The sequence below is a fragment of the Blastocatellia bacterium genome (assembly GCA_035275065.1).
Taxonomy (GTDB): Bacteria; Acidobacteriota; Blastocatellia; order UBA7656; family UBA7656; genus DATENM01.
In genome coordinates this window covers 1-25,246 of record DATENM010000063.1, presented here as the reverse complement: position 1 = coordinate 25,246, position 25,246 = coordinate 1, and the positions used below count along the sequence as shown (strand labels likewise).

The 25,246-nt window shown below is 60.2% G+C and carries 25 protein-coding genes; 21 read left to right on the top strand and 4 right to left on the bottom strand.

What is annotated here, in order from left to right; translation table 11 throughout:
• Nucleotides 1–135: 135 nt before the first annotated feature.
• A complete protein-coding gene (gene mazG, locus VJ464_14465) occupies nucleotides 136–990 on the bottom strand; it encodes a nucleoside triphosphate pyrophosphohydrolase (protein ID HKQ06335.1) in 855 nt (284 codons plus the stop codon).
• A 138-nt stretch (nucleotides 991–1,128) separates the two neighbouring features.
• Between mazG and VJ464_14460 the strand changes: the two genes are divergently transcribed.
• The 9 genes from VJ464_14460 (at nucleotide 1,129) to VJ464_14420 (ending at nucleotide 9,081) form a co-directional block, all read left to right on the top strand.
• A complete protein-coding gene (locus VJ464_14460) occupies nucleotides 1,129–1,758 on the top strand; it encodes a DUF1844 domain-containing protein (GenBank protein ID HKQ06334.1) in 630 nt (209 codons plus the stop codon).
• Nucleotides 1,755–2,507 (top strand): MBL fold metallo-hydrolase, encoded by a 753-nt coding sequence (locus VJ464_14455; protein HKQ06333.1) that lies wholly within the window; start codon nucleotides 1,755–1,757, stop codon nucleotides 2,505–2,507. The genes VJ464_14460 and VJ464_14455 overlap by 4 nt, the downstream gene beginning before the upstream one ends.
• A 3-nt stretch (nucleotides 2,508–2,510) precedes the next feature.
• The gene (locus tag VJ464_14450) at nucleotides 2,511–3,467 is read left to right on the top strand and encodes a bifunctional riboflavin kinase/FAD synthetase (protein HKQ06332.1); all 957 of its coding nucleotides are present in this window, start codon (nucleotides 2,511–2,513) and stop codon (nucleotides 3,465–3,467) included.
• Between the two features lie 121 nt (nucleotides 3,468–3,588).
• Nucleotides 3,589–4,050, top strand: a complete 462-nt coding sequence (locus VJ464_14445) for a PIN domain-containing protein (GenBank protein HKQ06331.1) — start codon at nucleotides 3,589–3,591, stop codon at nucleotides 4,048–4,050.
• Complete coding sequence (locus tag VJ464_14440; GenBank protein HKQ06330.1) at nucleotides 4,034–4,243, top strand: hypothetical protein; 210 nt, start codon at nucleotides 4,034–4,036, stop codon at nucleotides 4,241–4,243. Before VJ464_14445 ends, VJ464_14440 begins: the two co-directional genes overlap by 17 nt.
• A gap of 559 nt (nucleotides 4,244–4,802) precedes the next feature.
• On the top strand, nucleotides 4,803–6,530 hold the full coding sequence (locus tag VJ464_14435; GenBank protein HKQ06329.1) for a 6-bladed beta-propeller: 1,728 nt from the start codon (nucleotides 4,803–4,805) through the stop codon (nucleotides 6,528–6,530).
• A gap of 305 nt (nucleotides 6,531–6,835) precedes the next feature.
• Nucleotides 6,836–7,972, top strand: coding sequence for a serine hydrolase domain-containing protein (locus VJ464_14430; protein HKQ06328.1), 1,137 nt, complete (start codon nucleotides 6,836–6,838; stop codon nucleotides 7,970–7,972).
• Between the two features lie 16 nt (nucleotides 7,973–7,988).
• Complete coding sequence (locus VJ464_14425) at nucleotides 7,989–8,456, top strand: nuclear transport factor 2 family protein (GenBank protein HKQ06327.1); 468 nt, start codon at nucleotides 7,989–7,991, stop codon at nucleotides 8,454–8,456.
• 226 nt (nucleotides 8,457–8,682) lie between these two features.
• Nucleotides 8,683–9,081 carry a hypothetical protein gene (locus VJ464_14420; GenBank protein ID HKQ06326.1) on the top strand — a complete coding sequence of 133 codons (399 nt, stop codon included), beginning with the start codon at nucleotides 8,683–8,685 and terminating at the stop codon, nucleotides 9,079–9,081.
• Between the two features lie 87 nt (nucleotides 9,082–9,168).
• On the opposite strand, the gene VJ464_14415 is transcribed toward VJ464_14420, so the two are convergent.
• Together VJ464_14415 and VJ464_14410 are read right to left on the bottom strand one after the other, a co-directional pair.
• Complete coding sequence (locus VJ464_14415) at nucleotides 9,169–9,708, bottom strand: hypothetical protein (protein HKQ06325.1); 540 nt, start codon at nucleotides 9,706–9,708, stop codon at nucleotides 9,169–9,171.
• Nucleotides 9,709–9,761: 53 nt separating this feature from the next.
• A complete protein-coding gene (locus VJ464_14410) occupies nucleotides 9,762–10,757 on the bottom strand; it encodes an aldo/keto reductase (protein ID HKQ06324.1) in 996 nt (331 codons plus the stop codon).
• Between the two features lie 254 nt (nucleotides 10,758–11,011).
• Between VJ464_14410 and VJ464_14405 the strand changes: the two genes are divergently transcribed.
• The 12 genes from VJ464_14405 to VJ464_14350 all read left to right on the top strand — a co-directional run bounded on the left by VJ464_14405 (nucleotide 11,012) and on the right by VJ464_14350 (nucleotide 23,494).
• On the top strand, nucleotides 11,012–11,902 hold the full coding sequence (locus VJ464_14405; GenBank protein HKQ06323.1) for an AraC family transcriptional regulator: 891 nt from the start codon (nucleotides 11,012–11,014) through the stop codon (nucleotides 11,900–11,902).
• 150 nt (nucleotides 11,903–12,052) lie between these two features.
• A complete protein-coding gene (locus VJ464_14400) occupies nucleotides 12,053–12,535 on the top strand; it encodes a (2Fe-2S)-binding protein (protein ID HKQ06322.1) in 483 nt (160 codons plus the stop codon).
• A gap of 125 nt (nucleotides 12,536–12,660) precedes the next feature.
• Nucleotides 12,661–15,075 (top strand): xanthine dehydrogenase family protein molybdopterin-binding subunit, encoded by a 2,415-nt coding sequence (locus VJ464_14395; protein HKQ06321.1) that lies wholly within the window; start codon nucleotides 12,661–12,663, stop codon nucleotides 15,073–15,075.
• A 15-nt stretch (nucleotides 15,076–15,090) separates the two neighbouring features.
• Complete coding sequence (locus tag VJ464_14390) at nucleotides 15,091–15,957, top strand: xanthine dehydrogenase family protein subunit M (protein ID HKQ06320.1); 867 nt, start codon at nucleotides 15,091–15,093, stop codon at nucleotides 15,955–15,957.
• 75 nt (nucleotides 15,958–16,032) lie between these two features.
• Nucleotides 16,033–16,575 carry a carbon monoxide dehydrogenase subunit G gene (locus VJ464_14385; protein ID HKQ06319.1) on the top strand — a complete coding sequence of 181 codons (543 nt, stop codon included), beginning with the start codon at nucleotides 16,033–16,035 and terminating at the stop codon, nucleotides 16,573–16,575.
• Between the two features lie 22 nt (nucleotides 16,576–16,597).
• Nucleotides 16,598–16,825 carry a DUF433 domain-containing protein gene (locus VJ464_14380; protein ID HKQ06318.1) on the top strand — a complete coding sequence of 76 codons (228 nt, stop codon included), beginning with the start codon at nucleotides 16,598–16,600 and terminating at the stop codon, nucleotides 16,823–16,825.
• A gap of 111 nt (nucleotides 16,826–16,936) precedes the next feature.
• Nucleotides 16,937–17,686: a dienelactone hydrolase family protein gene (locus VJ464_14375; GenBank protein ID HKQ06317.1), complete on the top strand. Its 750-nt coding sequence runs from the start codon at nucleotides 16,937–16,939 to the stop codon at nucleotides 17,684–17,686.
• A gap of 196 nt (nucleotides 17,687–17,882) precedes the next feature.
• Nucleotides 17,883–18,983 carry a PDZ domain-containing protein gene (locus tag VJ464_14370; GenBank protein HKQ06316.1) on the top strand — a complete coding sequence of 367 codons (1,101 nt, stop codon included), beginning with the start codon at nucleotides 17,883–17,885 and terminating at the stop codon, nucleotides 18,981–18,983.
• A gap of 279 nt (nucleotides 18,984–19,262) precedes the next feature.
• Nucleotides 19,263–19,874: a DUF47 family protein gene (locus VJ464_14365; protein HKQ06315.1), complete on the top strand. Its 612-nt coding sequence runs from the start codon at nucleotides 19,263–19,265 to the stop codon at nucleotides 19,872–19,874.
• A 111-nt stretch (nucleotides 19,875–19,985) separates the two neighbouring features.
• The gene (locus tag VJ464_14360; protein HKQ06314.1) at nucleotides 19,986–21,062 is read left to right on the top strand and encodes an inorganic phosphate transporter; all 1,077 of its coding nucleotides are present in this window, start codon (nucleotides 19,986–19,988) and stop codon (nucleotides 21,060–21,062) included.
• 23 nt (nucleotides 21,063–21,085) lie between these two features.
• Complete coding sequence (locus VJ464_14355; GenBank protein HKQ06313.1) at nucleotides 21,086–22,063, top strand: NADPH:quinone oxidoreductase family protein; 978 nt, start codon at nucleotides 21,086–21,088, stop codon at nucleotides 22,061–22,063.
• Between the two features lie 33 nt (nucleotides 22,064–22,096).
• Complete coding sequence (locus VJ464_14350) at nucleotides 22,097–23,494, top strand: cytochrome c peroxidase (GenBank protein HKQ06312.1); 1,398 nt, start codon at nucleotides 22,097–22,099, stop codon at nucleotides 23,492–23,494.
• 136 nt (nucleotides 23,495–23,630) lie between these two features.
• Here VJ464_14350 and VJ464_14345 read toward each other — a convergent pair.
• A partial coding sequence (locus tag VJ464_14345; GenBank protein ID HKQ06311.1) for a PDZ domain-containing protein occupies nucleotides 23,631–25,246 on the bottom strand: 1,616 nt, incomplete at its 5' end.

The window sequence follows — 25,246 nt, the reverse complement described above, 5'->3', positions numbered from 1 at the left end:
GCACGTCTTCTTTGTTCGTTCTTCGTACGCTCGATGCAATCGAACGTGTCACTCACCGCCAGAGAGGCGGCCCGCGACAGCATCAGAGGCGTATCGTAAAGCGCCTTTAATTAAGGAAGCAATTCGCAAACCGCATCAGTCGGCGACCGGGCGAATGTCGAGCGGCGAGGCGTCTTTTTCTTTCGCTTTGGCTTCGTCCCACAGGGCGTCCATTTCGGTGTGGTCAGAGTCGGCAGGCTGACGGCCCTGCTCGCGCAGGCGGTCTTCGATATAGCGAAAGCGGCGGCGGAATTTGCGGTTGGACGCCTTGAGGGCGCTTTCGGGATCAACGCCGAGCAGGCGGGCGACGTTGACGGCGACAAACAGCAGGTCGCCGACTTCGCCGGCGATCTCCTGGTGATTGGGCGCGGGGCTGGCGACCGCCTCTTTCAACTCGGCGACCTCTTCGTCAAGCTTTTCAAGCACGCTCGCCACGTCGGGCCAGTCGAAATCCACCCGCGAGACTTTCGTGGTCATCTGAAAAGCCTCCATGACCGCCGGCAGCTTCGTCGAAACGCTGTCGAGCATCGAGCCATCATCCGCGGCTTTGCCTTTAGCGGCAAGCTCGGCGGCTTTGATGGCTTCCCAGTTGCGCAGCACTTCGCCGGAGGTCGAGGCGGTGTCATTGCCGAAGACGTGCGGATGACGACGAATCATCTTTGACGAAACGCGCTCGATAATGTCGGCGACGGTGAAGCGGCCCGCTTCGCTGGCGATGTCGGAATGAAAGACCACCTGCAAGAGCAGGTCGCCAAGCTCGCCGACGAATTCATCGTCGTTGCCTTCATCAATCGCCTCGATCACCTCGTAAGCCTCTTCCAGCAGCATCGGCTTGAGACTTTCGTGGGTCTGCTCGCGATCCCAGGGACAGCCGCCCGGCGCGCGCAATCGCGCAATCAGCTTGACCAATTCAGTAAACTTTTCGCCCGCCAGTTCGTGTGATGACTCCATAGCTTTAACTTACCGGATGCCCCGGCGAAAGGCAAAAGCGACGCGGCTGACGCGTCAGGTTTGTCTTTTGCCTTTTGCCTTTGTTAGCATGGTGGGTCTTAAATGCAGTTGAATTCTTGTCCGTCTGAAAGAGAGATTATGGCAGAAGAAAAAGAGAGTGGGTTTCGCATTACAGACCGGCGAAAGTTCAACCCCGACGGCACGCCGCGCGATCTGGCCGACGAATCGGAAGCGCCCGTTGAGTCGCCGCTCAACATCGAGCCGGTGAGCGCCGAGCCGCTCAGTCCGCCGCCTGCGCCTGAGAGCCGCGCCGATAACGTCGTCTCTTTCCCCGGCGAATCAGCGCGCCAGCGGGCGCCGGAAACGCCGCCCGCCGAGGTGCCCGTCGAACCGCCACCGGCGGCTCAGCCGCGCGCCGCTGCCGAGCCGACCGATGCCCGCGCCGCTCAGGCTAAAGCCGCCTCCAGCGCCGCCGAACAGGCTTACAACCAGACGCGCGGGCCGCAGTCGCCCAACCTGCCGGAAGCCTCATTCCTGGCGCTCATCGATATGTTCGCCGCCGAAGCCGCGATGAACCTTGGCATGGCGCAGACGCCCGACGGTGGCCGCACCCCGATTGACCTGGAAGCCGCGCGTCACTGGATCGATATGCTCGGCATGCTCGAACAAAAGACGCGCGACAACCTCAACGAAGAAGAAGCCGGCGTGCTCGAAAACGTTCTCGCTTACCTGCGCATGCAATTCGTCGCGGCGTCGAGAAAGCGATGAAGATTACTTTCCTCGGCACCGGCACATCGGTCGGCGTGCCGTCGGTCGGCTGCGAATGCGACACTTGCCTGTCGGACGACCCGCGTGACAAGCGGCTGCGCACCTCTGTGCTGATCGAATCGGGCAGCCATCATCTGCTGATCGATGCCTCGACCGACTTCCGCCAGCAAGCCCTGCGCGTCGGCTTGAAGAAGCTCGACGCCATTCTCTTCACGCATGCCCATGCCGACCACTGTTTCGGGCTCGACGACGCGCGCCCATTGATGTTCCGACATGGCGCCATCCCGGTCTACGCCAGCGATGAAACCTGGAAGGGCTTGCGCCGCGTCTACGCTTACGCCTTCGAGCCGGCGCCCTATCCCGGTGTGCCGCGCATCATCGCGCACACGCTTGCAGGCGACTTCGAGTTATTCGGGTTGCGCATCGAGCCGCTCGTGGTGATTCACGGCCAGTTGCCGGTCACCGCGTTTCGCATCGGCGGCTTCGCTTACGTGACCGACTGCAACCACATCCCCGACGAAGCCTGCGCGCGGCTCGAAGGCTTGGACTTGCTGGTCATCGATGCCCTGCGCTTTAAGCCGCACCCGACGCACATGGCTTTAGCCGAAGCGCTCCGCTACATCGAGCGCCTGCGCCCGCGCCGCGCGCTGCTGACCCACATCTCGCACGACATCGGTCACCAATCGGCGAGCGCCGACCTGCCGGCGGGCGTCGAGATCGCTTACGATGGGCTGACTGTAGAAATCTGAGCGATGAATGTTTTTCATGACCCGGACGATGTGAAGATCAGCGCGCCGAGCGTGCTGACCTTCGGCGTGTTCGATGGTCTGCACCTCGGCCATCAAGAGATCATGCGCCGCGTCATCGAGCGGGCGCGGGCGCTCACGCTACCGGCGACGGTCGTGACCTTCGAGCCGCACCCGCGCGCCGTGCTGCGCCCGCAGACCGCGCCGCCACTGCTACAGACCTTCGAGCAGAAGATGGAAGGCATGCAACGGCTCGGCATCGATCAGGTGGTCGTCTTGCGCTTCACGCCTGAGCTTGCCGCCGTCAGCGCCACAGACTTCCTGCGCCAGTTGATCTTCGGACGGCTCGACGCCCACGAAGTCTATCTCGGTTACGGCTTCGCTTTCGGCCACAACCGCGAAGGCCATTTCGGGCTGCTCGAACAGGTCGCCACAGACCTCGGGCGCACGACTGAAGAAGTGCCGGAGATTCGTTTTCGCAGCCACCGCATCAGCTCGACCATGATTCGCCGGTTGCTAACCGCCGGGCGCATCAACCTGGCGCGGCGCATGCTCGGTCGCCCTTATGGTATTGAGAGCCGCGTCGTCGAAGGCCGCCGCATCGCCGGCGCGCAGTTAAACTACCCGACGGCCAACCTCAAGCCGTACAACACCGTGACGCCGGCCAATGGCGTTTATGTGACTTTGACTCTGATCGAAGGCGAGTGGTGGCGCTCGGTCACCAACGTCGGCCATAAGCCGACCTTCGGCGGCGAGCCGGAAGTAACGGTCGAAACCCATGTGATCGATTTCGACCGCGAGCTGTATGGCGAAACGATTCGCGTGCGCTTCCTGCACCGGCTGCGCGACGAGCGCCGCTTTGATTCCCCCGACGCCTTGCGGGCGCAGATTGCCGAGGATTACCGCCGCGCCCTGCGCTACTTCCGTGCGCCCACCGTGCGCCGCCACTTCACCTTCCGCTGAACCCGCTGCGCGCCACCCGGGGCCGCCGCGGCGCTATGCTTAGACGCCTGAATCATTCTTTCTATTTGTAAGCTAGACCCCCGCCCTCAATCTAGTTGCCATTTGCGGCCTTGGTAAGTAGATTCTCGTTAAGAAGGTTTACCTTGATACCTGTAGCTTACAACGACCTTTGGATAGCAAAGACCAAATCCGCATCGCTCTTGAATCCGAGGCCGTCTTGATCATCCTGGCTCTTTGCGAAATTGATTTGGTAGACCTGATTTCATCGGAAGCCTTGCTTTTTGAAAACCAGCGCGTGACAAATGCCTCGCGAAGTGACTATGCTTTGGAAGTTTTGCAAAAAGCAAAGTATTTCATCCTGCTTGATGAGGAGATCAAAGATAGGGCGAGAGAACTCTCAGCGTCAGGGATTATGGCGTTAGACGCCTTACATCTGGCATCTGCCGAGAAGGCACAGGCCGATTTCTTTTGCACATGTGATGATAAGCTATTGAAGAAAGCCAAGCCGGTATGTGAGCCTCAAATGAGGATAGTTTCTCCGGTTCAGTTTTTGGAGGAGGTAGAAAATGACACTCGAAGTTAAGCCGTTAGCGGAGATCACGCACGAAGCCATCAGCGTCCTGTGCAAACACTTCGGGGCGGCGAATACGGTACGTTTTATTAACCAGTTTACGAAGGGGTACGGCAACTATACGGAAGAACGACAAGAGATATATAGCAACATGTCGCTAGAAGAGATCGTTGCGGAAATTGAAGCGAAGAGGAACCAACCCTAGCCGATAGGGGTCTGACAAGGCGTTGCAGCGGAGGCCGCGAAGCGAGTTTCTCATTAACATCGAAATATCTCACGCGGCCCCGCTGAACGCGGGCGTTAGACATCCCAACTCCGATCCGGGCCGCGGACTTGCCCTACCCTTACAGCTACACCCGAATGAAACTCGCTCTAGCCTCAGGTTGAATTGAACCCCCCAATTCAGTAACTTCTGTGTCCGTTGTCGTTTAAGGGCAGAATTCAAGAATCCCCATAAAATCCTCAAAAAACCCAGAGCCGCTTACAAGACGCGGAGCCGCGGTCCGGTTTATGGTTCCCGTCGCGCTGGGCCGCAAGCCAGGTCAGACATGACAAGGCTCACCTCTTGCGGCCTTTTAACGCAGAGGAGTTGATGATGGAAACTATAAGGCGACCGTATGCTCAGACTCACACCGGGTTGAACCCTGGCGGTCTGCGGATTCAGAAGTCTATCGCAGCAGAAGAAATCGACTTCCATAGTTTGCCTGATAGCAACCCACTGCCTATGCAACGTGACACTGAAATACCATAAAAGGAGACGGTCCATGAAAGACAGATTCGTGTATAACAGACGGAAAGTCCTGGTCGCACAATTAGCCGATGGTAAAAGGCGCATTGCCTTTGTGACCGGGTTGTTAGTCGTGCTGGCGTTAGCCGGCACGGCGGCCGCGAGCGTTAACTTCGCACTGAAGTGGGGTAGCCCTGGCGCCGGCGACGGAGAGTTTTATGTTGCCGGCTTAGCGGCGGACACTTCCGGCAATATCTATGTCGCTGACGTTTACAACCATCGCATCCAAAAATTCGACTCGAATGGCAACTTCCTCACCAAGTGGGGCAGCTTTGGCTCGGGCGACGGAGAGTTTTATTATCCCTATGACGTCGCGGTCGACGCCTTATCGAATGTCTACGTCGTCGACGCCAACAACCATCGCATTCAGAAGTTCGATTCAAATGGTAACTTCCTGACAAAATGGGGCAGCTTTGGCGCCGGCGATGGCCAGTTCAATTTCCCTCTCGCCATCGCCGTGGATGGCTCCGCCAATGTTTATGTCGCCGACCCCTTCAACTATCGTATTGAGAAATTCGATTCCAATGGCAGCTTCCTCGCCAAGTGGGGCAGCTTCGGCACGGGCGACGGACAATTCAATCAGCCAGTCGGACTGGCGGCGGACGCCACCGGAATGGTCTACGTCGCCGATGATGTCACCCAATATATTCAAAAGTTCGACTCGGATGGCAACTTCCTGACGAAGTGGGGCGGTCTGGGCGCGGGCGACGGCCAGTTTTCGGGCGCTTCCGGTGTAGCCGTAGACGCATCCGGCATGGTCTACGTCACTGACCATAACAACAACCGGGTCCAGAAATTCGACGCCAACGGGAATTTCATCACCACGTGGGGCAGCTTCGGAACAGCGGACGGGGAGTTTGAAGGGCCTTACCCGATCACGGTGGATGCCGCCTACCACGTCTACGTCGGCGACCTCGTCACGAACCGCATCCAGAAGTTCAATCAGGTGCTACCGAACCAGACACCCGTGGTGACCATTACGGCCCCGGCCAGTGGGGCTATCTATGCCGTGGGGACGCCTGTGACCTTTACCGGCACGTTCGCTGATAACGCCGGCGACACCCACACCGCGCAGTGGATGTTCGACAATCTCGCCCAAGCGGGAGCCGTTAACGAGAGCGCTGGCACGGTGACGGCCACTCACGTCTTTGGCACTGCCGGGGTGTATCAAGTGAAGCTCACTGTCACCGACCAGCTCGGGGCATCAGGCACGGCAAACACGGTTGCTGGACTGCCGGCGATGGTCGTCATCTACGATGCGAATGGAGGGTTCGTCACAGGCGGCGGCTGGATCAATTCACCGGCGGGCGCTTATGTTGCCAATCCGGCTTTGACCGGCAAAGCGAATTTTGGATTCGTGTCGAAGTACGCGCATGGCGCGAACGTGCCGACGGGCCAGACCGAGTTCCAGTTCAAAGCCGCCAATCTCAACTTCCACAGCACCAGCTACGACTGGCTGGTCGTGGCCGGTGCGAAGGCAATGTACAAAGGCAGTGGCACGATCAATGGCAATGGCAACTACGCATTTATGCTCACTGCGATTGATGGGCAGGTCAACGGCGGCGGCGGGCAAGACAAGTTCCGCCTCAAGGTCTGGGACAAGGCATCAGGCGCGGTGGTCTACGATAACCAGATAGGCGCTTCTGATAATTCCGACCCTGCGACAGTGATTGCGGGAGGCAGTATCGTGATCCACTCCAATTAGTGAGGCGCTGAATTGAAGGCAGACTCTGGCGCGGCTGAGACCTGAAGCACTCAGCCGCGCCTTTGATCAATATTAGAAAGAATCTTCGCGCCCGGGCAGATCAATCCTTATGGTTACTTTCAATGCCGCTCATGGTCCCGCTGAACGTGTGCGTTAGATGGCTTGAGGTAATCGTTGGAATTTACTTATATTTTCTGAATAATAGAGAACTTGATGAGAATAACTTTTATGGAGGCTGCATTGAAACGGCTAGAATTTTACTTTCTCTTCTTGCTGGTTTGATGATCGAGCGAGGGCAGGCTTATATGAAGAACAAGTTAGTGAGCATTCTGCTAGGGCTTGCTCTGACAGGTTTATGTTTTGCCCAGAGCAATGAACAAAGAGAAACCGCACGCAACGCCCAGTCCCTGCCAGCCGCCAAAGTCGAGAAAATCGAGTCGGCGATCAGGGCTTGGATGGAACTGAATAAAGCGCCCGCTTTGTCGGCCGCCATCGTGACGGACAACCAGATGCGCTGGTCGAAAGCCTTCGGTTTGGCCGACGTTGAAAATGCTGTCCCCGCACGCCCGGATACCGCCTTCCGTCTCGCCTCAATCGCTAAATCCATGACGGCAGTCGCTGTCATGCAACTCGTCGAGCGAGGGAAAATCGACCTCGAGGCCCCCATCAGTAAATACTGCGCCGCCTACCCGCAGAAGGTGGCCTTGAAGGATGCTCCCGACAAACAATACTCAATCACCGTGCGCCAGTTGCTCGTTCATCAATCGGGCGTCCGCCACAACAAGCCCGACGAGGTGCTCACGACCAGGCACTATAACAACATCGGCGAAGCCATCGGCTCATTCAAAGCCGACCCGCTGGTTATTGAGCCGGGAACGAAATACTCATACTCGACCCCCGGCTACACGCTACTGGGTTGCGCAATCGAGGCGGCATCAGGGATGTCATACAGGGATTATATGCGCGAAAACGTATTCAAGCCCGCCGGCATGACGCACACCTTTATTGATGATGTGTACGCGATCATTCCGAACCGCGCCCGCGGTTACCGCAAGACGCAGTCAGGCGAAATTCAAAACGCCCCGCTTCACGACACGAGCATCAAGGTGCCGGGCGGCGGCCTGTTGACGACAGCCGAGGATATCGCGAAGTTCGCCATCGCCCTGAATACCAATCGCCTGGTCAAGGCGGAAACCCTCGCGCAGATGTGGACGAAGCCGAAGACGAGCGACGGCAAGGAACAGGGCTACGCGATGGGTTTCCTGGTCAACGACGAGAACGGGCGGTTGAGAATTTCTAACGATGGGGCGCAGGCCGGCACGCGAACCTACCTTCTCCTACTGCCGAAACAGAAATTCGCCATTGCCTTGATGACCAACCTGGAGAGGGCAGCCTGCGAAGAACTGGTGCCGAAGATTATCGAGGCGCTGGAAGAAAAATAGAAGGAGTAAGATCACCATGAATCGCGTTTATGTCATTGCGGTAATCATTCTCTCCTTCTCTTCTATAACTGGCGGTCAAACCGCAGCGGGGAAATCTGCGCCGGTTAGCAGGAGTGAGCAAACCATCAAAGCTCTAGAGCATACCTATGCTGAAGCGGTTATGCGGCAGGATGTGCCGGCGCTCGACCACCTCCTCGCCGACGATTTTATCGCGACCAGTAGTCGAGGCGAGCTGAGGAATAAAGGCCAGGAGATAGACGACATCCGCCCGAATCCTGACTATGTCATGAAGGCTTTCGATGTTGATGAGGTGAATGTCCGCATCTTTGGAGAAACCGCTATCGTTACAGGACGCTCTACTTTAAAGGCTAGCTACAAGGGGCGAGATAGCACCAGTTTGTTCCGTTATACGCGCGTCTATGCAAGGCGAAAAGGCAAATGGCAGGTTGTCGCTCAACAATTGACTCGTATTCCACAGCAGTAATTGAAGCCATAGCCAGTATAACCGGAAAGCGGCGAGCGAGTTTCTTTCAATGCGCCGCGCCCGATTATACCATGCGTTAGACGCTTGCCCTGGCATAGAGTGCCCTCGCTGAACTCGCCAGTTCGCTGTGCCGTATGGTCTCTCAGAGAGGTGAAAAATGTATTGTTCAACATGCGGTTCGGCAGTCTCACCAAACCTGACCTATTGCAATCAATGCGGAGCCCGGTTGAGCGGGGCGAAAGGCGATAATCCCAAATCATCAGAGGTGAAGCCGGAAACGCTCGTGGGGGCGATAGCCGCTGTATTCATCTTCGGCCTCGGCGCGATCATCTTCTTGGCGATGGCAATGAAAATGGTGTTCGGAGCTGATAATCCGGGGCTGATTATCTTCTTCACGCTGTTTAGCTTTCTGATCATGCTTGGAGTCGAAAGCGCGTTCATCTGGATGTTATTGGGCCGCAAGAAAGGTGCTAAAGAAGCTGACGACACGAAGCGACTGAAGAAGCAAACGGCGAAAGCGCTTGATGAAGCGAGGGCGGGCATGCTTGCAGAGCCAGCGTTCAGCGTTACCGAGCACACCACGCGCACGCTAGAGCCTGTAGAGGTGAAGCACACAGCGGAATGAAAAGGCGACGCTCAAGACGCCCGCCGCGCCTGACCAATGCCGCAACTGGAGCGCAGCGAGCCAGTTTCTTATGATTTCTTCCAGGTCTCAGTGACGCCGCTCATCCTCGCGGTCTTCGCGTCTTTCTACAAAGACGTGGTAGGTCACAGTATCCCACGCATTGTGAATGCCAATGAAGAGCAGCAACAGGGCCGAAGCGCCAACGCCAAACATCGCCGCGCGCGTATGTGAGCGAGCGGCCAATGTCGAGAGCGCGAGTAGCGCGTACGCCGCCAGAGGCAGCAGCGCATGAAACAGCCAATCCTGGAACTCTGGTCGGTAGGTGGTCTGCGCTCGCATGCGCCGAGTCACGATCAGCACATACGCGACGCCGCCAAGACCCACGAGTCCGCAAATCACTGCGGCGGGCAGAATCGCTTGCCAGGGCGCGCGGATGATTGCTGACAGCAGCAACGCGGTGCCGAAATGAACGATTGTCGGGGTCGCAAAGGCGGCGCCGGCATCCGCCTCAGGTCGTTGCGGCCTGCTGGCTACGAGTGTCATCACGACAAACTGCAAGCCGATCAGCGCACCCGCAGCCGAGCCGACAATTAAGTAAAAGCTGTCCCATTCGGCAAGCTCAGACATGTCGTCACCTAATCCGCAAGGCTGTGTGCCAGCCGCTCTCAAATCTATCTCGTTCAGCGACCGGTCATATTCGCCAGGTTTTCCGGGTATCGCGCCCCTTGCACGCTGATCTCTGAAGCGGCGCTATCGATCTCGCGGAGATCATCAGCCGTAAGCTCGACGGAGACTGCCCCAATGTTTTCCTCCAGGCGATGCGGCTTCGTGGTGCCTGGGATCGGCGCGATCCACGGCTTTTGCGCAAGCAGCCAGGCAAGCGCAATCTGCGCCGGGGTCGCTTGCTTCTGTTCAGCGATCCTGCCAAGCAGATCGACCACTGCCTGATTCGCTCTCCGAGCCTCCGGCGTAAAGCGCGGGACGATGTTGCGGAAGTCTGAGCTGTCGAACGTCGTGTTCTCGTTGATCTTGCCGGTGAGGAAGCCTTTGCCAAGCGGGCTGAACGGAACGAAGCCGATTCCGAGCTCCTCAAGCGTCGGCAGCACTTCCGCTTCAGGCTCCCGCCACCACAGCGAGTATTCGCTCTGGAGCGCCGCGACCGGCTGGACGGCGTGTGCGCGGCGGATCGACTGTACGCCGGCTTCGGAAAGACCGAAGTGCTTGACCTTGCCCTCCTGAATCAACTCCTTCACTGCGCCGGCGACCTCTTCGATGGGCACCTCCGGGTCAACGCGGTGTTGGTAGAACAGATCGATAGCTTCGACCTTGAGTCGCTTGAGCGAAGCTTCCGCAACCGCTTTGATGTGCGCTGGCCGACTATCGAGCCCCGCCAGACCCCGCTCCGCCGTGGGATCAAGTTTGAACCCGAACTTCGTCGCGATCACCACCCGGTCACGGAAGGGGGCGAGGGCTTCGCCTACAAGTTCTTCGTTCGTGAATGGCCCATACGCTTCAGCGGTATCAAAAAAGGTGACGCCGCGTTCGACGGCAGTCCGAATCAATGAGATCATCTCCTGCTTGTCTGCCGCAGGGCCGTAGCCGAAGCTCATGCCCATGCAGCCCAATCCGATAGCCGAGACTTCCAGGTTGCTATTTCCAAGTTTGCGCTTCTGCATAATTTCTCCTTCGAGGCGCCCTCCCAGGGCTGACCTTAACTTTCTCCAAGTATTATTCTGGTTTCGCTCGCAAGCACTTTTTGCGTCCTCTGCGTTATTTTGATTATAAGGCTCTCAGATAGCGGGCGGTACTGAGGATTCTCGCGAATCCTTGGACAATCCTGCAAAAACGCGGCGCGTGACGTGCTGATCGAAGACAAAGCGATTAATATGAGTTTATGAGCCACCGAGCAGCGGAACGCGAGCAGCAAAGAATGCAAATCAATAGAGAAGAGCTGGTCGAGCGGATGGCCCGCACCCTTCCCGACGACCGCGTCGTGGAGGTCTTTCCCGGCTTACTTCTCGGTCGTTCATCACAACCGACGGAGAAGATGCATACGGTGTTCACGCCGGCCTTTTGCGTCATTGCGCAGGGCAGCAAGCAGGTGCTTTTAGGCGAGGAAGTCTTCCGCTACGATCCGGGCCACTACTTAATCTCGACGGTTGATCTGCCCATCGTCAGCCACGTCATCGAAGCGTCTGAGGAACGCCCCTATTTCAGCTTGCGGCTAAATCTCGATACGGCTCTAGTCGCCTCGGTCATGATGGAATCGGGCATCGAGAATAGAAAAGGCGATGCGAGCGTCAAGGCGATGGACGTCAGCTCGATTGACGCCGATATGCTGGACGCGGTTGTCAGATTGGCCCGGCTGCTCGACACGCCGGGCGAGATGCAGGCGCTTGCGCCGCTCATCATCAGAGAGATTGTCTACCGTCTTTTGCGGGGAGAGCAAGGCGCGCGGCTCAGCCATCTGCTGGTCGCGGGCGGCGACACGCGGCGCATTTCTAAGGCCGTCGAGCAGCTCCGCGAAAACTATGACCAGCCGCTGAGAATTGAAAATATCGCGCGCGAGCTGGGCATGAGCGTTTCCGGCTTCCATCATCACTTCAAGTCGGTGACGACGATGAGCCCTTTGCAGTTTCAGAAACAACTCAGACTCCAGGAAGCGCGCCGTCTGATGCTTGGCGAAGCCCTGGACGCCGCGAGCGCCGGGTTCCGTGTCGGCTACGAAGACCCCTCGTACTTTAGCCGCGAGTACAAAAAGCTTTTTGGCGCGCCGCCGCAACGCGACATCGCCAAGCTGCGCAGCGCCCTTGAGCTTTAAGAACGTGTCAATTGCTGTTTTCACTCTAACCGTCAACCGGCGGCGACACGGCTCCCATTTTTCCTTGTCACTCGTCGCGCCAGGTTGTATAAAGAGCAAGCTAGACTTGTTTCTTTTCTCATCCATCAACAACCACGCGAGGTGGCTTCAATGAAGAAAGCAATCACCCTCACAGTCAATGGCGTGACCCAGCATCGCGAGGTCGAGCCGCGAATGTTGCTCGTCCATTATTTGCGCGATGTGCTCGGCCTGACCGGCACGCACGTCGGCTGTGAGACATCGATCTGCGGCGCATGCACGGTGCTGCTCGATGGTCAGTCGGTCAAATCCTGCACAGTCTTTGCCGTGCAGGCCGAAGGCTGTCAGGTCACGACCATCGAAGGCATGGCGGCCAATGGCCAGTTGCATCCCGTGCAGGAAGGCTTCTGGGAAAAACATGGCCTGCAATGCGGCTACTGCACGCCGGGCATGATCATGGCGGCGGCACAGTTGCTGGCGCGCAATCCTGAGCCCGGCGACGACGAGATTCGCCACGGGCTCGAAGGCAATCTTTGCCGCTGCACCGGCTACCAGCACATTGTCGAAGCCGTGCGCTATGCCGCCGGCAAGATGAAAGCGGCATCGGGAGACTAAAAGAGAGTGACAAGTGACAAGTGACAAGTGACAAGAGCGTGTCTGTAATGCTGCAATGCTCTCCCACTCATTACTCCTCACTCATCACTTCTTGTCACTTGTCACTCGTCACTTCTGGAGGATTTATGTCCAATCGATTCGTCGGCAAGAGCGTCAAGCGGACTGAAGACCCGCGGCTGATTCAAGGGATCGGCCACTACGTTGACGACATCAAGCTCGCGGACACGCTCACGGTCATGTTCCTGCGCTCGATGTACGCGCACGCGCGGATCACCAGCATCGATGTGAGCGAAGCGGCGCACGCGCCCGGCGTCGTCGCCGTCTATACCGGCAAGGATATGGCGCAGAAAGTCGGCCCGGTGCCCTGCGCCAGCGCCGGCGCGATCCCCGGCCTGCGCATCCCGGATTACCGCGTGCTGGCGACTGACCACGTTGTCTTTGTCGGCCACCCCATTGCCGCCGTCGTCGCGACGGATCGCTACGCGGCGCGCGACGCCATCGATCTCATCATGGTCGATTATGAAGAGCTGCCCGCTGCCGTTGACCTGGAAGCGGCAGCCGCGGGCGGCCCGGCGATTTATGAAGCGTACGGCGACAACATCGCCTATAAGCTCACAGCCGGCGAAGGCGACATTGACGCGGCGCTCAAGGGGGCCGATCACGTCGTCAGTCAGCGCATCGTCCATCAGCGGCTCGCGCCCATAGCGATGGAGCCGCGCGGCGTGCTGGCGCGTTACCTGCCGGGCGAGAAGGAATTGACGATCTGGTCTTCGACACAGATTCCCCACCTGATGCGCACGCAGGTGGCGCTAATGCTCGGCGTTCCGGAGAACAAGCTGCGGGTGATTACCCCCGAAGTCGGCGGCGGCTTCGGCTCGAAGCTCAACGTCTATGCCGAAGAGGCGCTGCTCGGCTGGATCGCCATGCAGCTCGGCGCGCCGGTCAAATGGATCGAGACGCGCCGCGAGAATATGCAGGCGACGATTCACGGGCGCGGGCAAGTGGGCACGCTCGATGTCGGCTTCAACAACGACGGCACGCTCACCGGCCTGCGCTGGAATGTGCTGGCCGACATGGGCGCTTACATGCAACTGCTGACGCCGGCCATCCCGACGCTGACGGGGTTGATGCTGTCGGGCTGTTACAAGATTCCCGCCATTCAGATCAACATCACCGGCGTCTTCACTAACAAAGTCGCGACCGACGCCTATCGCGGCGCGGGCCGGCCCGAAGCGACTTATGTGGTCGAGCGGGCGCTCGATCTGGTCGCTGCCGAACTCGGCATGGATACCGTGGACGTGCGGCGCAAGAACTTCCCGAAGCCGGACGAGTTTCCATTCAAGACGGCGACGGGGCTGTTCTATGACAGCGGCAACTATGAAGCGGCGCTCGATAAGGCGCTCGGTATTGCCGATTACAAGGCCCTGCGCGAAGAGCAGCGCAAAGCGCGCGACCAGGGGCGTTTGCTCGGCATCGGCGTTTCGACCTATGTCGAGATTTGCGCCCTCGGCCCGTCGCAGGCGATGCCCGCCGGCGGTTGGGAGAGCGCCACCGTTCGTATTGAGCCGACTTGCAAAGTCACCGTGATGACCGGCTCGTCGCCGCACGGCCAGGGGCAGGAGACCTCGTTTGCGCAGATTGTCGCCGACCAGCTCGGCATTGATATCGATGACATCACGGTGATTCACGGCGACACAGCGATTGTGCAATACGGCATCGGCACCTTCGGCAGTCGCGCCACGGCGGTCGGCGGCACCGCGGTTTATATGGCGGTCGAGAAGCTGATCGAGAAGGCCCGGCAGATCGCCGCGCACATGCTCGGCGTTGATGCCGCGAGTGTCGCTTTCAACGAAGGCAAGTTCACGAAAATGGCTGCCAGAGCCGCTTCGGCGACGTCCAACGAAGTGCCTGAGCCGGTGATGCCGGCGGGCCAGGCGCCGGCAGGCGCGCTGCCCGAGCCCGAAGACGACGGCAAGCAGGTGACGATTCAAGACGTCGCGCTGGCGGCGCACCTGGCGCGCGAGATTCCGCCGGGGCTTGAGCCGGGGCTGTCGGCGACGCACTTCTTCGAGCCGACAAATTTCACCTTCCCGTTCGGCACGCACATCGCCGTCGTCGAGGTGGATCGCGACACCGGCGACATCAAGTTCCTACGCTACGTCGCCGTGGACGATTGCGGCAAAGTAATCAACCCGATGCTGGTTGACGGGCAGGTGCATGGGGGCATCGTGCAGAGCATCGGCCAGGCGATGTATGAAGAGGTGGTCTATGACGAGCAGGGCCAGCTTGTCACCGGCACGCTGATGGATTACGCCGTGCCGAAGGCGGCGATGATCCCGCTGATGGAGCTTGACCGCACAGAGACGCCGTCGCCGGTCAACCCCATGGGCGTCAAAGGCGTCGGCGAAGCCGGAACGATTGGCGCCACCCCGGCAATCGTCAACGCCGTCGTTGACGCGCTCGCGCCGCTCGGCGTGCGCCACATCGATATGCCGCTCAAGCCGGAAAAGATCTGGCAGATTGTCAGTCAGCAGGGCTGAGCTTAAGGAGAGATCATGGTTCCAACGCAATTCGATTACCTGACGCCGGCGACGCTCGACGAAGCGCTCGCCTTGCTCCAGCAGCACGCCGCCGACGCCAAGATACTGGCCGGCGGCCACAGCCTCATCCCGGCGATGAAGCTGCGGCTGGCGCAGCCCGCGGTCTTGATCGATATCGGGCGCATCCGTGACCTGGCTTACATTCGCGAAGAAGGCGATAGGATTCACATCGGCGCGATGACGACGCATTTTCAGATCGAAGCCAGCGACCGGCTGCGCGACATCTGCCCGATCTTGCCCGAAGCCGCGACGCAGATCGGCGACGCGCAGGTACGCAATCGCGGCACGCTGGGCGGCAGCCTGGCGCACGCCGACCCGGCGGCGGATTGGCCGGCGGTGATGATCGCGCTCAGGGCAGAGATGGTCGCCGTCGGCGGCAGCGGCGAGCGCGTGATCGCGGCGGATGATTTCTTTGTCGATATGCTGACGACGGCGCTGGACGCGGGCGAAATCCTCCGCGAGATTCGCATCCCCGTGCCCGCGGGGCGCTATGGCCAGGCGTATGTGAAGGCGGCGCAGCCGGCCTCCGGGTTTGCGGTCGTCGGCGTCGCCGTGCACCTGGTGCGCGATGCGGGCGGCGCGTGTGAATCCATAAGCGTCGGCATCACCGGCGTGGCTTCAAAGGCTTATCGCGCCAACGGCGCGGAAGCGGCGCTCAAAGGATCAGGGCTCGACGAGCAGGCCATCGCCACGGCGGCGGCGACTGCCGCCGATGGCGTGACCATCAATGGCGACATCTACGCTTCAGAGAGCTATCGCACACATCTCGCACAGGTCTACACGGGCCGCGCCGTTCAGGCGGCGACCGCGCGCGCCAAATAGTGACAAGTGACGAGTGACAAGAGGTGAAGCCCGCTTGTCCTTACTTGTCACTCGTCACTTGTCACTTGTCACCCTATGAAGATCGAAGGCACACAGGAAGTCCAGGCGCGCCGCGAGCGTGTCTTTCAGGCGCTGGTTGACCCGGCGGTATTGCAACGCTGCATACCGGGCTGCGAGCGGCTTGAGCAAGTCGCGGAGAATCATTTTTCGACGACCTTGCGCGCCGGCGTCGGCTCGATCAAAGGCGTCTTTACCGGCAACGTGCGGCTCGAAGAGGTGCAGCCGCCGGCGCACTTTCGCATGGTGGTAGATGGCAAAGGCCAGCCCGGTTTCTTGAAAGGCGCGGGCACGCTCGACCTCGAAGAGCGCGACGGCGCGACGGTGGTGAATTATAGCGGTGACGTGCAGGTCGGCGGCACGATTGCCGGCGTCGGCCAGCGCATGATTCAAGGCGCGGCGCGCATGATGCTCGCGCAATTCTTCACCGCCATCGAAGCCGAAGCGCAGACCAAAGCCGACGAAGCGCCTCCCGAGCACGGCTTTTTTCGAACAACCCTGAGGTGGCTCTCAGGGCGACTGCGGCGATTGTTCAGGAAAACGGGCCGACCGATGTTGTAAAATGGTAACGGGAGAAGTAAAGATGGCCTGGCAAGATCGCATAACGATAGACCCTGCGGTGCTGGTTGGCAAACCTGTCATCAGAGGGACTCGTCTTGCCGTCGAGTTCATTGTTGATCTGCTGGCTCATGGGTGGACGGAGGAGGAGTTGCTGCGCAACTATCCCGGAATCACCGCCGAAGATATTCGCGCCTGTCTCGCCTATGCCAGCGCCTTGCTCCATGCCGAGAAAGTCTATCCGCTAGCCTGACCGGTGCTAAAAGTTTTAGCTAATGAGAATTTTCCAGGTGATGCCGTTCTCTGTCGTTGAAGAAACTCGTATACGCATGACGCCTGTGCCCTGAAATAAGGGGATGCTTACATGATCATCACCACCGAGTACGTCGACATCCCGGTTGATGGCAGCCCCATGCGCATGCTGGTTGCCGCGCCGCGCGCCGAGGGTCGTTATCCCGGCATTCTGCTTTATTCGGACATCTTTCAGCTGACCGGGTCAACCACCCGCGCCGTGATGCGGTTGGCGGGGTATGGCTTCGTCGTCGCCGCGCCGGAGATTTATCACCGCATCGAGCCGGCGGGGACGGCGATTGCCTTTGACGACGCCGGACGCGACCGCGGCCTTGCGGACGCCACGCGCACCGCGGTCGCCGAGTTCGACGCCGACGCCCGCGCCGCGCTCGACTGGTTGAGCCGCGAGCCGCGCGTTGCGGCGGGAGAGTTGGGCGCCTGCGGGTTCTGCATCGGCGGTCATCTGGCGTTCCGAGCGGCGCTGCAACCAGACGTGCGCGCTACGGTCTGCTTTTATCCCACCGGCCTGCACAACGGCAAGCTCGGCAAAGATGCCGACGCCGGCTCACTTGAGCGCGCCGCCGAGATTAGCGGTAACCTGCTGCTCGTCTTCGGCTCGCTTGATCCTCACGTCCCCGAAGCAGGGCGCGCGCAGATCGGGCAGGCGCTCAGGCAGGCCGGGACGCAATTCAATGTCAGCCTCTACCCGGCAGAGCACGCGTTTATGCGCGACGAAGGGCCGCGCTACGATTCGGAAGCGACCGATCAAGCGTGGGCCGAAGCCATCGCCTTTTACCGCCGCACGCTCGGCATCAGCCGATAATCGCCGTCCGAGGCGTACGAATCCCGCCCCGCCCTGCCACGCTAAAGAATCCTGAAACCTTTTGCCGCCGCCGCGCACTCACTCGGCAGGCGAGGCGGAATTGTGCCTGTGAGTTTGCAAATTTTGGAACTCATCCGTTGAATCGCGCGAGTAATCAGTTGGCTACCACACCACCACGAAGGAGGGACGATTCGCAATGAAACGGACTATTATGCTCGCTTTAGGGACGGTGCTGATCATCAGCTCGGCGGTGCTGGCCGCGCCCGCAGACCAGGACAAGATCGAGCGCCCACGGCGCATTACGATGCCATCAAGTAGTTATCTGGGCGTTGAGATCGAAGAAGTGACCAGTGAAGTCGCCGGGCGCTTGCGGCTGCGCGAAGAGCGCGGCGCGTGGATTACCAGCGTGACCGGCGATACGGCAGCGGCCAAGGCCGGTTTGCAGAAAGACGATGTCATCGTCCGCTGGAACGGCGAGCCGGTCGAGAGCGCTCGCGCCTTGAGCCGCCACCTGCGCGAAACGCCGGGCGGCCGCAACGTCAAGCTCGGCGTGCTGCGCAATGGCAGCGAGATGGAAGTCGCCGTGACGCTCGGCAACCGCGCCGATTATCTCAGCCACATCAGCGCCGCAACCACCGCGCCGCGCGCCCGGATGATTACCCGCCCGGCCATCGCCGCCCGCGCTTACGGCTTCGGCGGCGCGCGCTTAGGCATCTCTTTGCAGAGCATGTCGCCGCAGCTCGCGGAGTATTTCGGATTACAGAATCGCAATGGGGCGCTCGTCACCTTTGTCCATCCCGACTCGGCGGCGGCGCGCGCCGGCATCAAAGCCGGCGACGTGATTCTGTCAATTGGCGGGGTAACGGTTGACCACCCCGGAAGCGTTAGAGAGGCCCTGGGCAACCGCAGCGAAGGCGCGGTCGAAGTGAAGGTGATGCGCGACCGCCAGGAGCGCACCCTGACCGTGCAGCTCGAAAAGAGCAAGACCTCGATGGTCTGGTCGGATGATGACGCCGACGTGATCGTCTCAGAGGCGCTGGTCGAGCCGTTTGAGATCGGCCCGATCACCATCGGGCCATTCGATTTTGCGCCGGTCGCCATCCCGCAAATTCACATTGACGCGATGCCGCCGGTGGTTATTCCCGAAATGAACATCGCGCCGGTGGCCATTCCGCAAATGCGGCTCGCGCCGATGAGCTTCCCGCGGATGGCAATCCCCAAGATCAACATGCCGAAGATTGTCGTGCCGCCCGTCCGCATCGTGGTGCCGGAAATCGTTTTCCGCACGGAAGTCTGAGCCTGCCAGGTCTAGAGCGGATTTCATTGGGGTGTGGCGCAATGCGGTTAGATTGCGCATTGGCTCGCGCAATCTAACCGCATTGCGCCACATCGCAAATTGACGGGCGGCTGACCGGGCCGCCCGTCGCGCCCGTTCTCTTGCCTAGTGACCGCAATCCAAGTTGACTGCCGATGTTATCGCCCTATACGATGTAACCACTTTGTTACGACCGCGTGGGAGCTTGTTACCGACGAGTAACGAAGCGCTGCAATCAAAATTCAAGCAGGCGAGGCAACTATGGGCTTGATACCACGAGAAGAAAAATACTTTACTATGCTCAGTCAGCTTGCCGCGCAGGTGCAGAAGGGCGGCGAAATCTTCGCGAGGATTTTCGAGGACTACCAGCACCTGGGGCGCTATGCCGAAGAGATCAAGGCGGTCGAGGTGGGCTGCGACGAGATGGGCGCGAAGATCACGCAGAAGCTCAATTCGAGCTTCATCACGCCGATTGACCGCGAAGACATTTTCCTGCTGGTCACCGAGCTTGACGACGTCATTGACATGATTACCGACCTGGCGCGGCGGCTCGACATCTACAGCGTCAGCGGGCCGCGCCCCGAAGCGGTCGAGATCGCCCGCATCCTCTATAGCGCCACAGGCGAGCTGGCCGACGTCTTCGCGCTGCTTGAGGGCGGGCGCGGCGTCGGCGAGCATCTGCAAAATATCAACCAGCTCGAAAAGCGCGGTGACGCGCTCTACCGCGAAGCCATCCGCCGGCTCTTCAAGGAAGAAAAAGACCCCATCGAAGTCATCAAGTGGATGTCGCTCTTCGAAGAACTGGAAAATTCGATTGACCGCTGCAAGGACGTCGCCGAAGCTCTCGAAGCTGTCGTCGTCAAGAATAAATGACAAGTGACGAGTGATAAGTGACAAGAGCCTGATGGGCAGGTTCGCAATTCCGTCACGGCTTACTTGTCACTTGTCACTCGTCACTTGTCACCCTCCGGGAGGTCTGCCCGAATGACAGCGCTGCTCGCGTTGGTTCTTTTCATCATCCTCGTCGCGTTGATCTTTGATTTCGCCAACGGCTGGCACGACGCGGCGAATTCGATAGCCACGGTGGTTTCGACGCGCGTGCTGACGCCCGGCCTCGCCGTGATTTGGGCTGCCTTCTTTAACTTCATCGCCTTTCTCATCTATGGAACGCATGTGGCGAAGACGGTCGGCGGTGACTTAATTAACATCACGCTGATTGACAAGCAATGGCAGTTATGGGTGCTGCTGTGCGCCCTGCTCGGCGCTATCGCCTGGAACGTCATCACCTGGTATTACGGCTTGCCTTCGAGTTCGTCGCACGCGCTGGTCGGAGCTTACGCGGGCGCGGCGATTGCCGAGGCGATTGCGGCTCAGCGAGGCATCGCCGGCCTGCTCAAACCCGAGGGCTGGATCAAGACGATCATCTTCATCTTCGTTTCGCCGCTGGTCGGGTTAATTCTCGGTTTTGCCATCATGGTGGCGATTATGTGGATTTTTCGGCACTTTTCGCCCGAACGAGTGGATCGCATCTTTCGCAAAGGTCAGCTTCTGTCGGCGGCGCTATTCAGTCTCGGCCATGGCGGCAACGACGCGCAGAAAACCATGGGCATCATCACGACGGTGCTGGTGGTCTACTTCACGCAACAACATGGGAATGACCCAAGCAACCCGATGCGGCTAGGAGCTGATGGGTCGCTGCCGGCGATCCCCTTCTGGGTGGTCATTAGCTGTCAGGCGGCAATCGGCCTGGGGACGCTCTCCGGCGGTTGGCGTATCGTGCATACGATGGGTTCGCGCTTGACGAAGCTCAAGCCGGTCGGCGGCTTTGCGGCAGAGACGGCGGGCGCAGCGACGTTGGCGATGGTGACGTTCGGGGGCATCCCCGTGAGCACGACCCACACGATCACCGGCGCGATTGTCGGCGTCGGCGCGACCCGGCGCTTGTCGGCGGTGCGCTGGGGCGTGGCGCGCACGGTCATCTGGGCATGGGTGTTGACCATCCCGGCGTCGGCCTTGATCGCCGCGCTATCGTTCTTCATCGTCCGGCTCTTGCATCGTTAGACCTCTCAAGTAACGAGGACGCAATGAAAGCCATACGTGCGCATCAGTGGTGCGAGCCGCAAGGGTTGGTCATGGACGAAGTCGAGCGCCCCGCGCCCGGCGCCGGCGAAGTCTTGATTCGCGTGCGCACGGCGGCGTTGAACTTCCCCGACATTCTGCTGATCGCCGGCAAGTATCAGGTCAAGCCGCCGCTGCCGTTTTCGCCCGGCATGGAAGTCGCCGGCACCATCGAGCAGCTCGGCGAAGGCGTGACCTCGTTCACACGGGGAGAGCGCGTGCTGGCACAGCTCGGGCTCGGCGGCTTTGCCGAGTATGCCGCCGCGCCCGTAGCCAATGTGCAGCGGCTGCCCGAAGCGATGAGCGATGAAGAAGCCGCGGGCTTTGGCATCGTCTACCAGACGTCGTATTTCGGGCTCGCCGACCGCGGGCAGTTACGCGCGGGCGAGACCGTGCTGGTACATTCAGCCGCCGGCGGCGTCGGACTGGCCGCTGTGCAGATCGCTCGCGCGCTGGGCGCGGGCCGCATCATCGGTACGGCAAGCTCGGACGACAAGCTTGCGGTGATTCGTGACAGCGGCGCAGACATCGCCATCAATTATCAGAGCGAAGATTTTGTCGAAGTCGTCAAGCGCGAAACCCGTGGGCGCGGCGCCGACATCATCTATGACCCGGTGGGCGGCGAGACCGGCGAGCGCAGCACCAAGTGCATCGCCTTTGAGGGGCGCTTGATCGTCATCGGTTTTACGAGCGGCAAGTTTCCCACCTTCGTCGGCAATCACATCCTGGTCAAAAACTATAGCGTCGTCGGCTTGCACTGGGGCGCTTACCGCCAGCACAACCCGGCGAAGATCGAGCAGGGCTGGCGGGCGTTGTTCGAGATGTACGAAGCCGGCCGCCTGAAGCCGGTGATCGGCGGCCTCTACCCGATGGAGAAGGTCGCCGACGCGATGAATTTCTTGACCTCGCGGCAGGCGGTTGGAAAAATCGTCCTGCGCTGGTAAACGGCTCTCACTGTGCGGCGCGAGGAGCATCCCTTGGAATCTGATCGTCAAAACCGCATCGCTGCTGATCGGCTGGTCTGGTTGAGCCGCGCCGTGCTGCTGGCATTCGCCTGTGTCGCTTTGGTCCACCTGGCGCGACCGATACGCGCCGGCCAGGAAGAGCAAGGCGGCGCACAGATTCGCCTCGGGGCGCGGCTGTTCAAAGAAGACCGCTTCGCTTCGGGCAAGGGCGACCTCATTATGAGCTGCGCCCACTGTCACCAATCCGGCGAAGAGCCGGAGCGTGTGCGGGCTTTCACGGATAGCTTCACGCGCAGCTGGGTGCCTTGGCGTTCGGGCGACCCGCGCCGCGAAGGGGTGCGGAACGCGCCGACGCTCTTTGATGTCACCGCCATGCCGCGCCTGCACTTTGACGGCGAGTTTGCATCGCTTGAGGCACTGGTCCGCGGGACGCTCGCGGGCCGCAATTATGGCTGGCTGCCGGGCGAAGAGGACGAAGCGCGCCGGCAGGTCTATCAAACCCTGATTAATGATGTAGGCGGCGCCACGACAGTCGCTTACGCCAAACAGTTCAAGGAAGCCTTCGGCGTCGAGCTTGAACGGCTCGGCCCTGAGCAGGTGATGGAGTTGATTGGCAAGGCCATCACCGCTTATATGCGGACGCTCAAGTCGGCGCAGGATTCGCCTTACGACCGCTTCATTCAGGCTAATGGGTTGGACGCGCGCCCAGCGCAGGGCGAGAGCGCCACCGCTTATGGCGCGAGAATCTTGCGGCGAGTGGACGAGCTTGAATCGCGCGGCGCGCTGAAGCTGTCGAAAGAGTTCGACGCCGAGGCGCTCGACGGCCTGAAGCTCTTTTTGCGCACCGAAGGCGGCGCGCGCGTAGGCAACTGCGTCGCCTGTCATGTGCCGCCATTGTTCACCGACGCTTCGTTTCACAATCTTGGCATCACCCAGAGCGAATACGATCAGGTTCATGGCGAAGGCCGATTCGTGGCGCTACGCATTCCCGCTGCTGCCGACGCCCATCGCCCGTTACGCGACTGCCGCGAGACGCCGGTAGAAAATAGGCCGGAGCGCGTTGATCTGGGCTACTGGAATTTTGTGAAGCTTGATGATGCGACGCTGCGCCGGCAGGGCGAGAGCGACGAGCGCTTCTTGCGGCGAATGATCGCCACGTTCAAAACGCCGACGCTGAGAAACCTGGCCTACTCGCGTCCCTACATGCACAACGGCGCTTACCCGTCGCTTGAAAGCGCCATAAGCGAGCTGTCGCGACTTGCCCGCATGGCGCGTGAAGGGCATGTCCGCGAGGCCGACGACGGGCTGGCAAAGATTCAACTAAGCGAGAGCGATATTCGCCCGCTGGTGGTTTTCCTGACCGCTTTGAATGAAGACCTGAAAGAAAAATTGATGACAGCCGCGCGCTAGAGCGATTTTCGATTGCCTTTGCGATGTAGCGCAATCTAACAGATTGCGCGAGCCGCGGCGCAATCTAACCGCATTGCGCTACCAATAAAAGAAAGGGCGACCTTTGAGGGTCGCCCTTCTCGTTCGTGCGACGGCCTCATTGCGCGTCGCGGCGTTTGCCCCAGGTCGGCGGCGGCGGCTCTTTGCCCATGCGCTCGACCGGGTGTTCTTTCAATTGCTTCATGGCTTCCTGCACGGCGCGCTCAAGCTGCGGGTCGTGGCCGGCGATCACTTCTTTCGGCCAGTTCTCTACGTCGATGTCGGGAGCCGTCCCTTCATTCTCGACTGCCCAGCGGCCTTCGCGCGAGAAGAAGCCGCCGCGCGGCGCGATCATCGAGCCGCCATCCACGAACGTCGGCGTGTCCGCCGTGTGCACCAGCCCGCCCCAGGTGCGCTTACCGACCAGCGCACCGATCTTGCGGTGCTTGAACATATAAGGCATCAGGTCGCCGCCCGAGCCGGCCATCTCGTTGATGACCATGACCTTTGGCCCCCAGATGCCTGCCGACGGACTGGTGAAGGGATAGCGCTCGCCTGCGACGTTGTTGAAGTAGCCGTCGAAGTCGCGCTGCAACACATCGATGATGTAATCGGCCGCCGAGCCGCCGCCATTGAAGCGCTCGTCAATGATCGCGCCTTTCTTATCTTGCTGCGAGAAGTAGTAGCGGTTAAAGCTCGCGTAGCCCGGCTGCCCGGTGTTGGGCACGTACACATAAGCGAGCTGGCCGTCTGACAATTTATCAACCAGCCGGCGGTTCGCTTCGACCCAGGCGCGCGTTCGCAGGCCCTGTTCGCTGGCCACGGGGACGACCGTCACCTGTCGCGCGCCGCTCAGGGTCGGGCGGCTGTTGACAGTGAGCGACGTCTGCCGGTTCGCCGTGCCGTCGAGCAGGCGGTAGATGTTGTCGGGTGCTTTCAGCTCGACGCCGTTGATGGCGAGAATGTAATCGCCCGCCGAAACATCGACGCCCGGCGCGGCGAGCGGCGCGCGCAGGTCGGGATTCCAGCTCTCGTTGTCATAGATGCGCGCGATCTTGTAATAGCCGCCGTCAATCGTGAAGTCCGCGCCCAGCAATCCGCTCGCCGATGATGGCAGGTCGGGCATGTCGCCGCCGCGCACATATGAATGGCCGATGGCGATCTCTGCGCCCATCATGTCGAGCAGGTAATTCAGATCGGCGCGGTGCATCACATAGGGCAGCAACTGGCCATACATCTCTTTCATCTTTGGCCAGTCAGCGCCATGCAGATTGGGGACGTAGAGGTAATCGCGCTGGTTGCGCCAGCCTTCGTTGAATATCTGTTTGAACTCCTCCTTCGGGTCCAGGTACATGCGCAGCGCGACGTTCAATCTCCCCTGTCCCGCTTGCGGCGGGTTGCGGTCGGCGTCAACCAGGAAGAGTGCGGGCGTGGCATTCGCGCCCGTCGCATTCGCGGTGTTGCGTCCGCCGCCGCTGCCCGGCGTGCGATAAAGGAGCTTGTGGCCGTCGGCGCTGACGGCGTACTCGGCGACGCCATTGACGAACGTGGCCGCGCGGCGGTCGCTTAAACGATAGCGGTGCAACTCGCTGCCGGCCGGCGCGCCGTCAGGCCCGCCGCGCCCGCGCCCCGCGCCCGTCTCAAGGTAATAGACGGTGCCGGCGACGCCCGTGCGCAACTGCGAGTACTGCCGTTCGGGGACGCCCGGTATGGTGACGATGCGTTGCTGCAAGC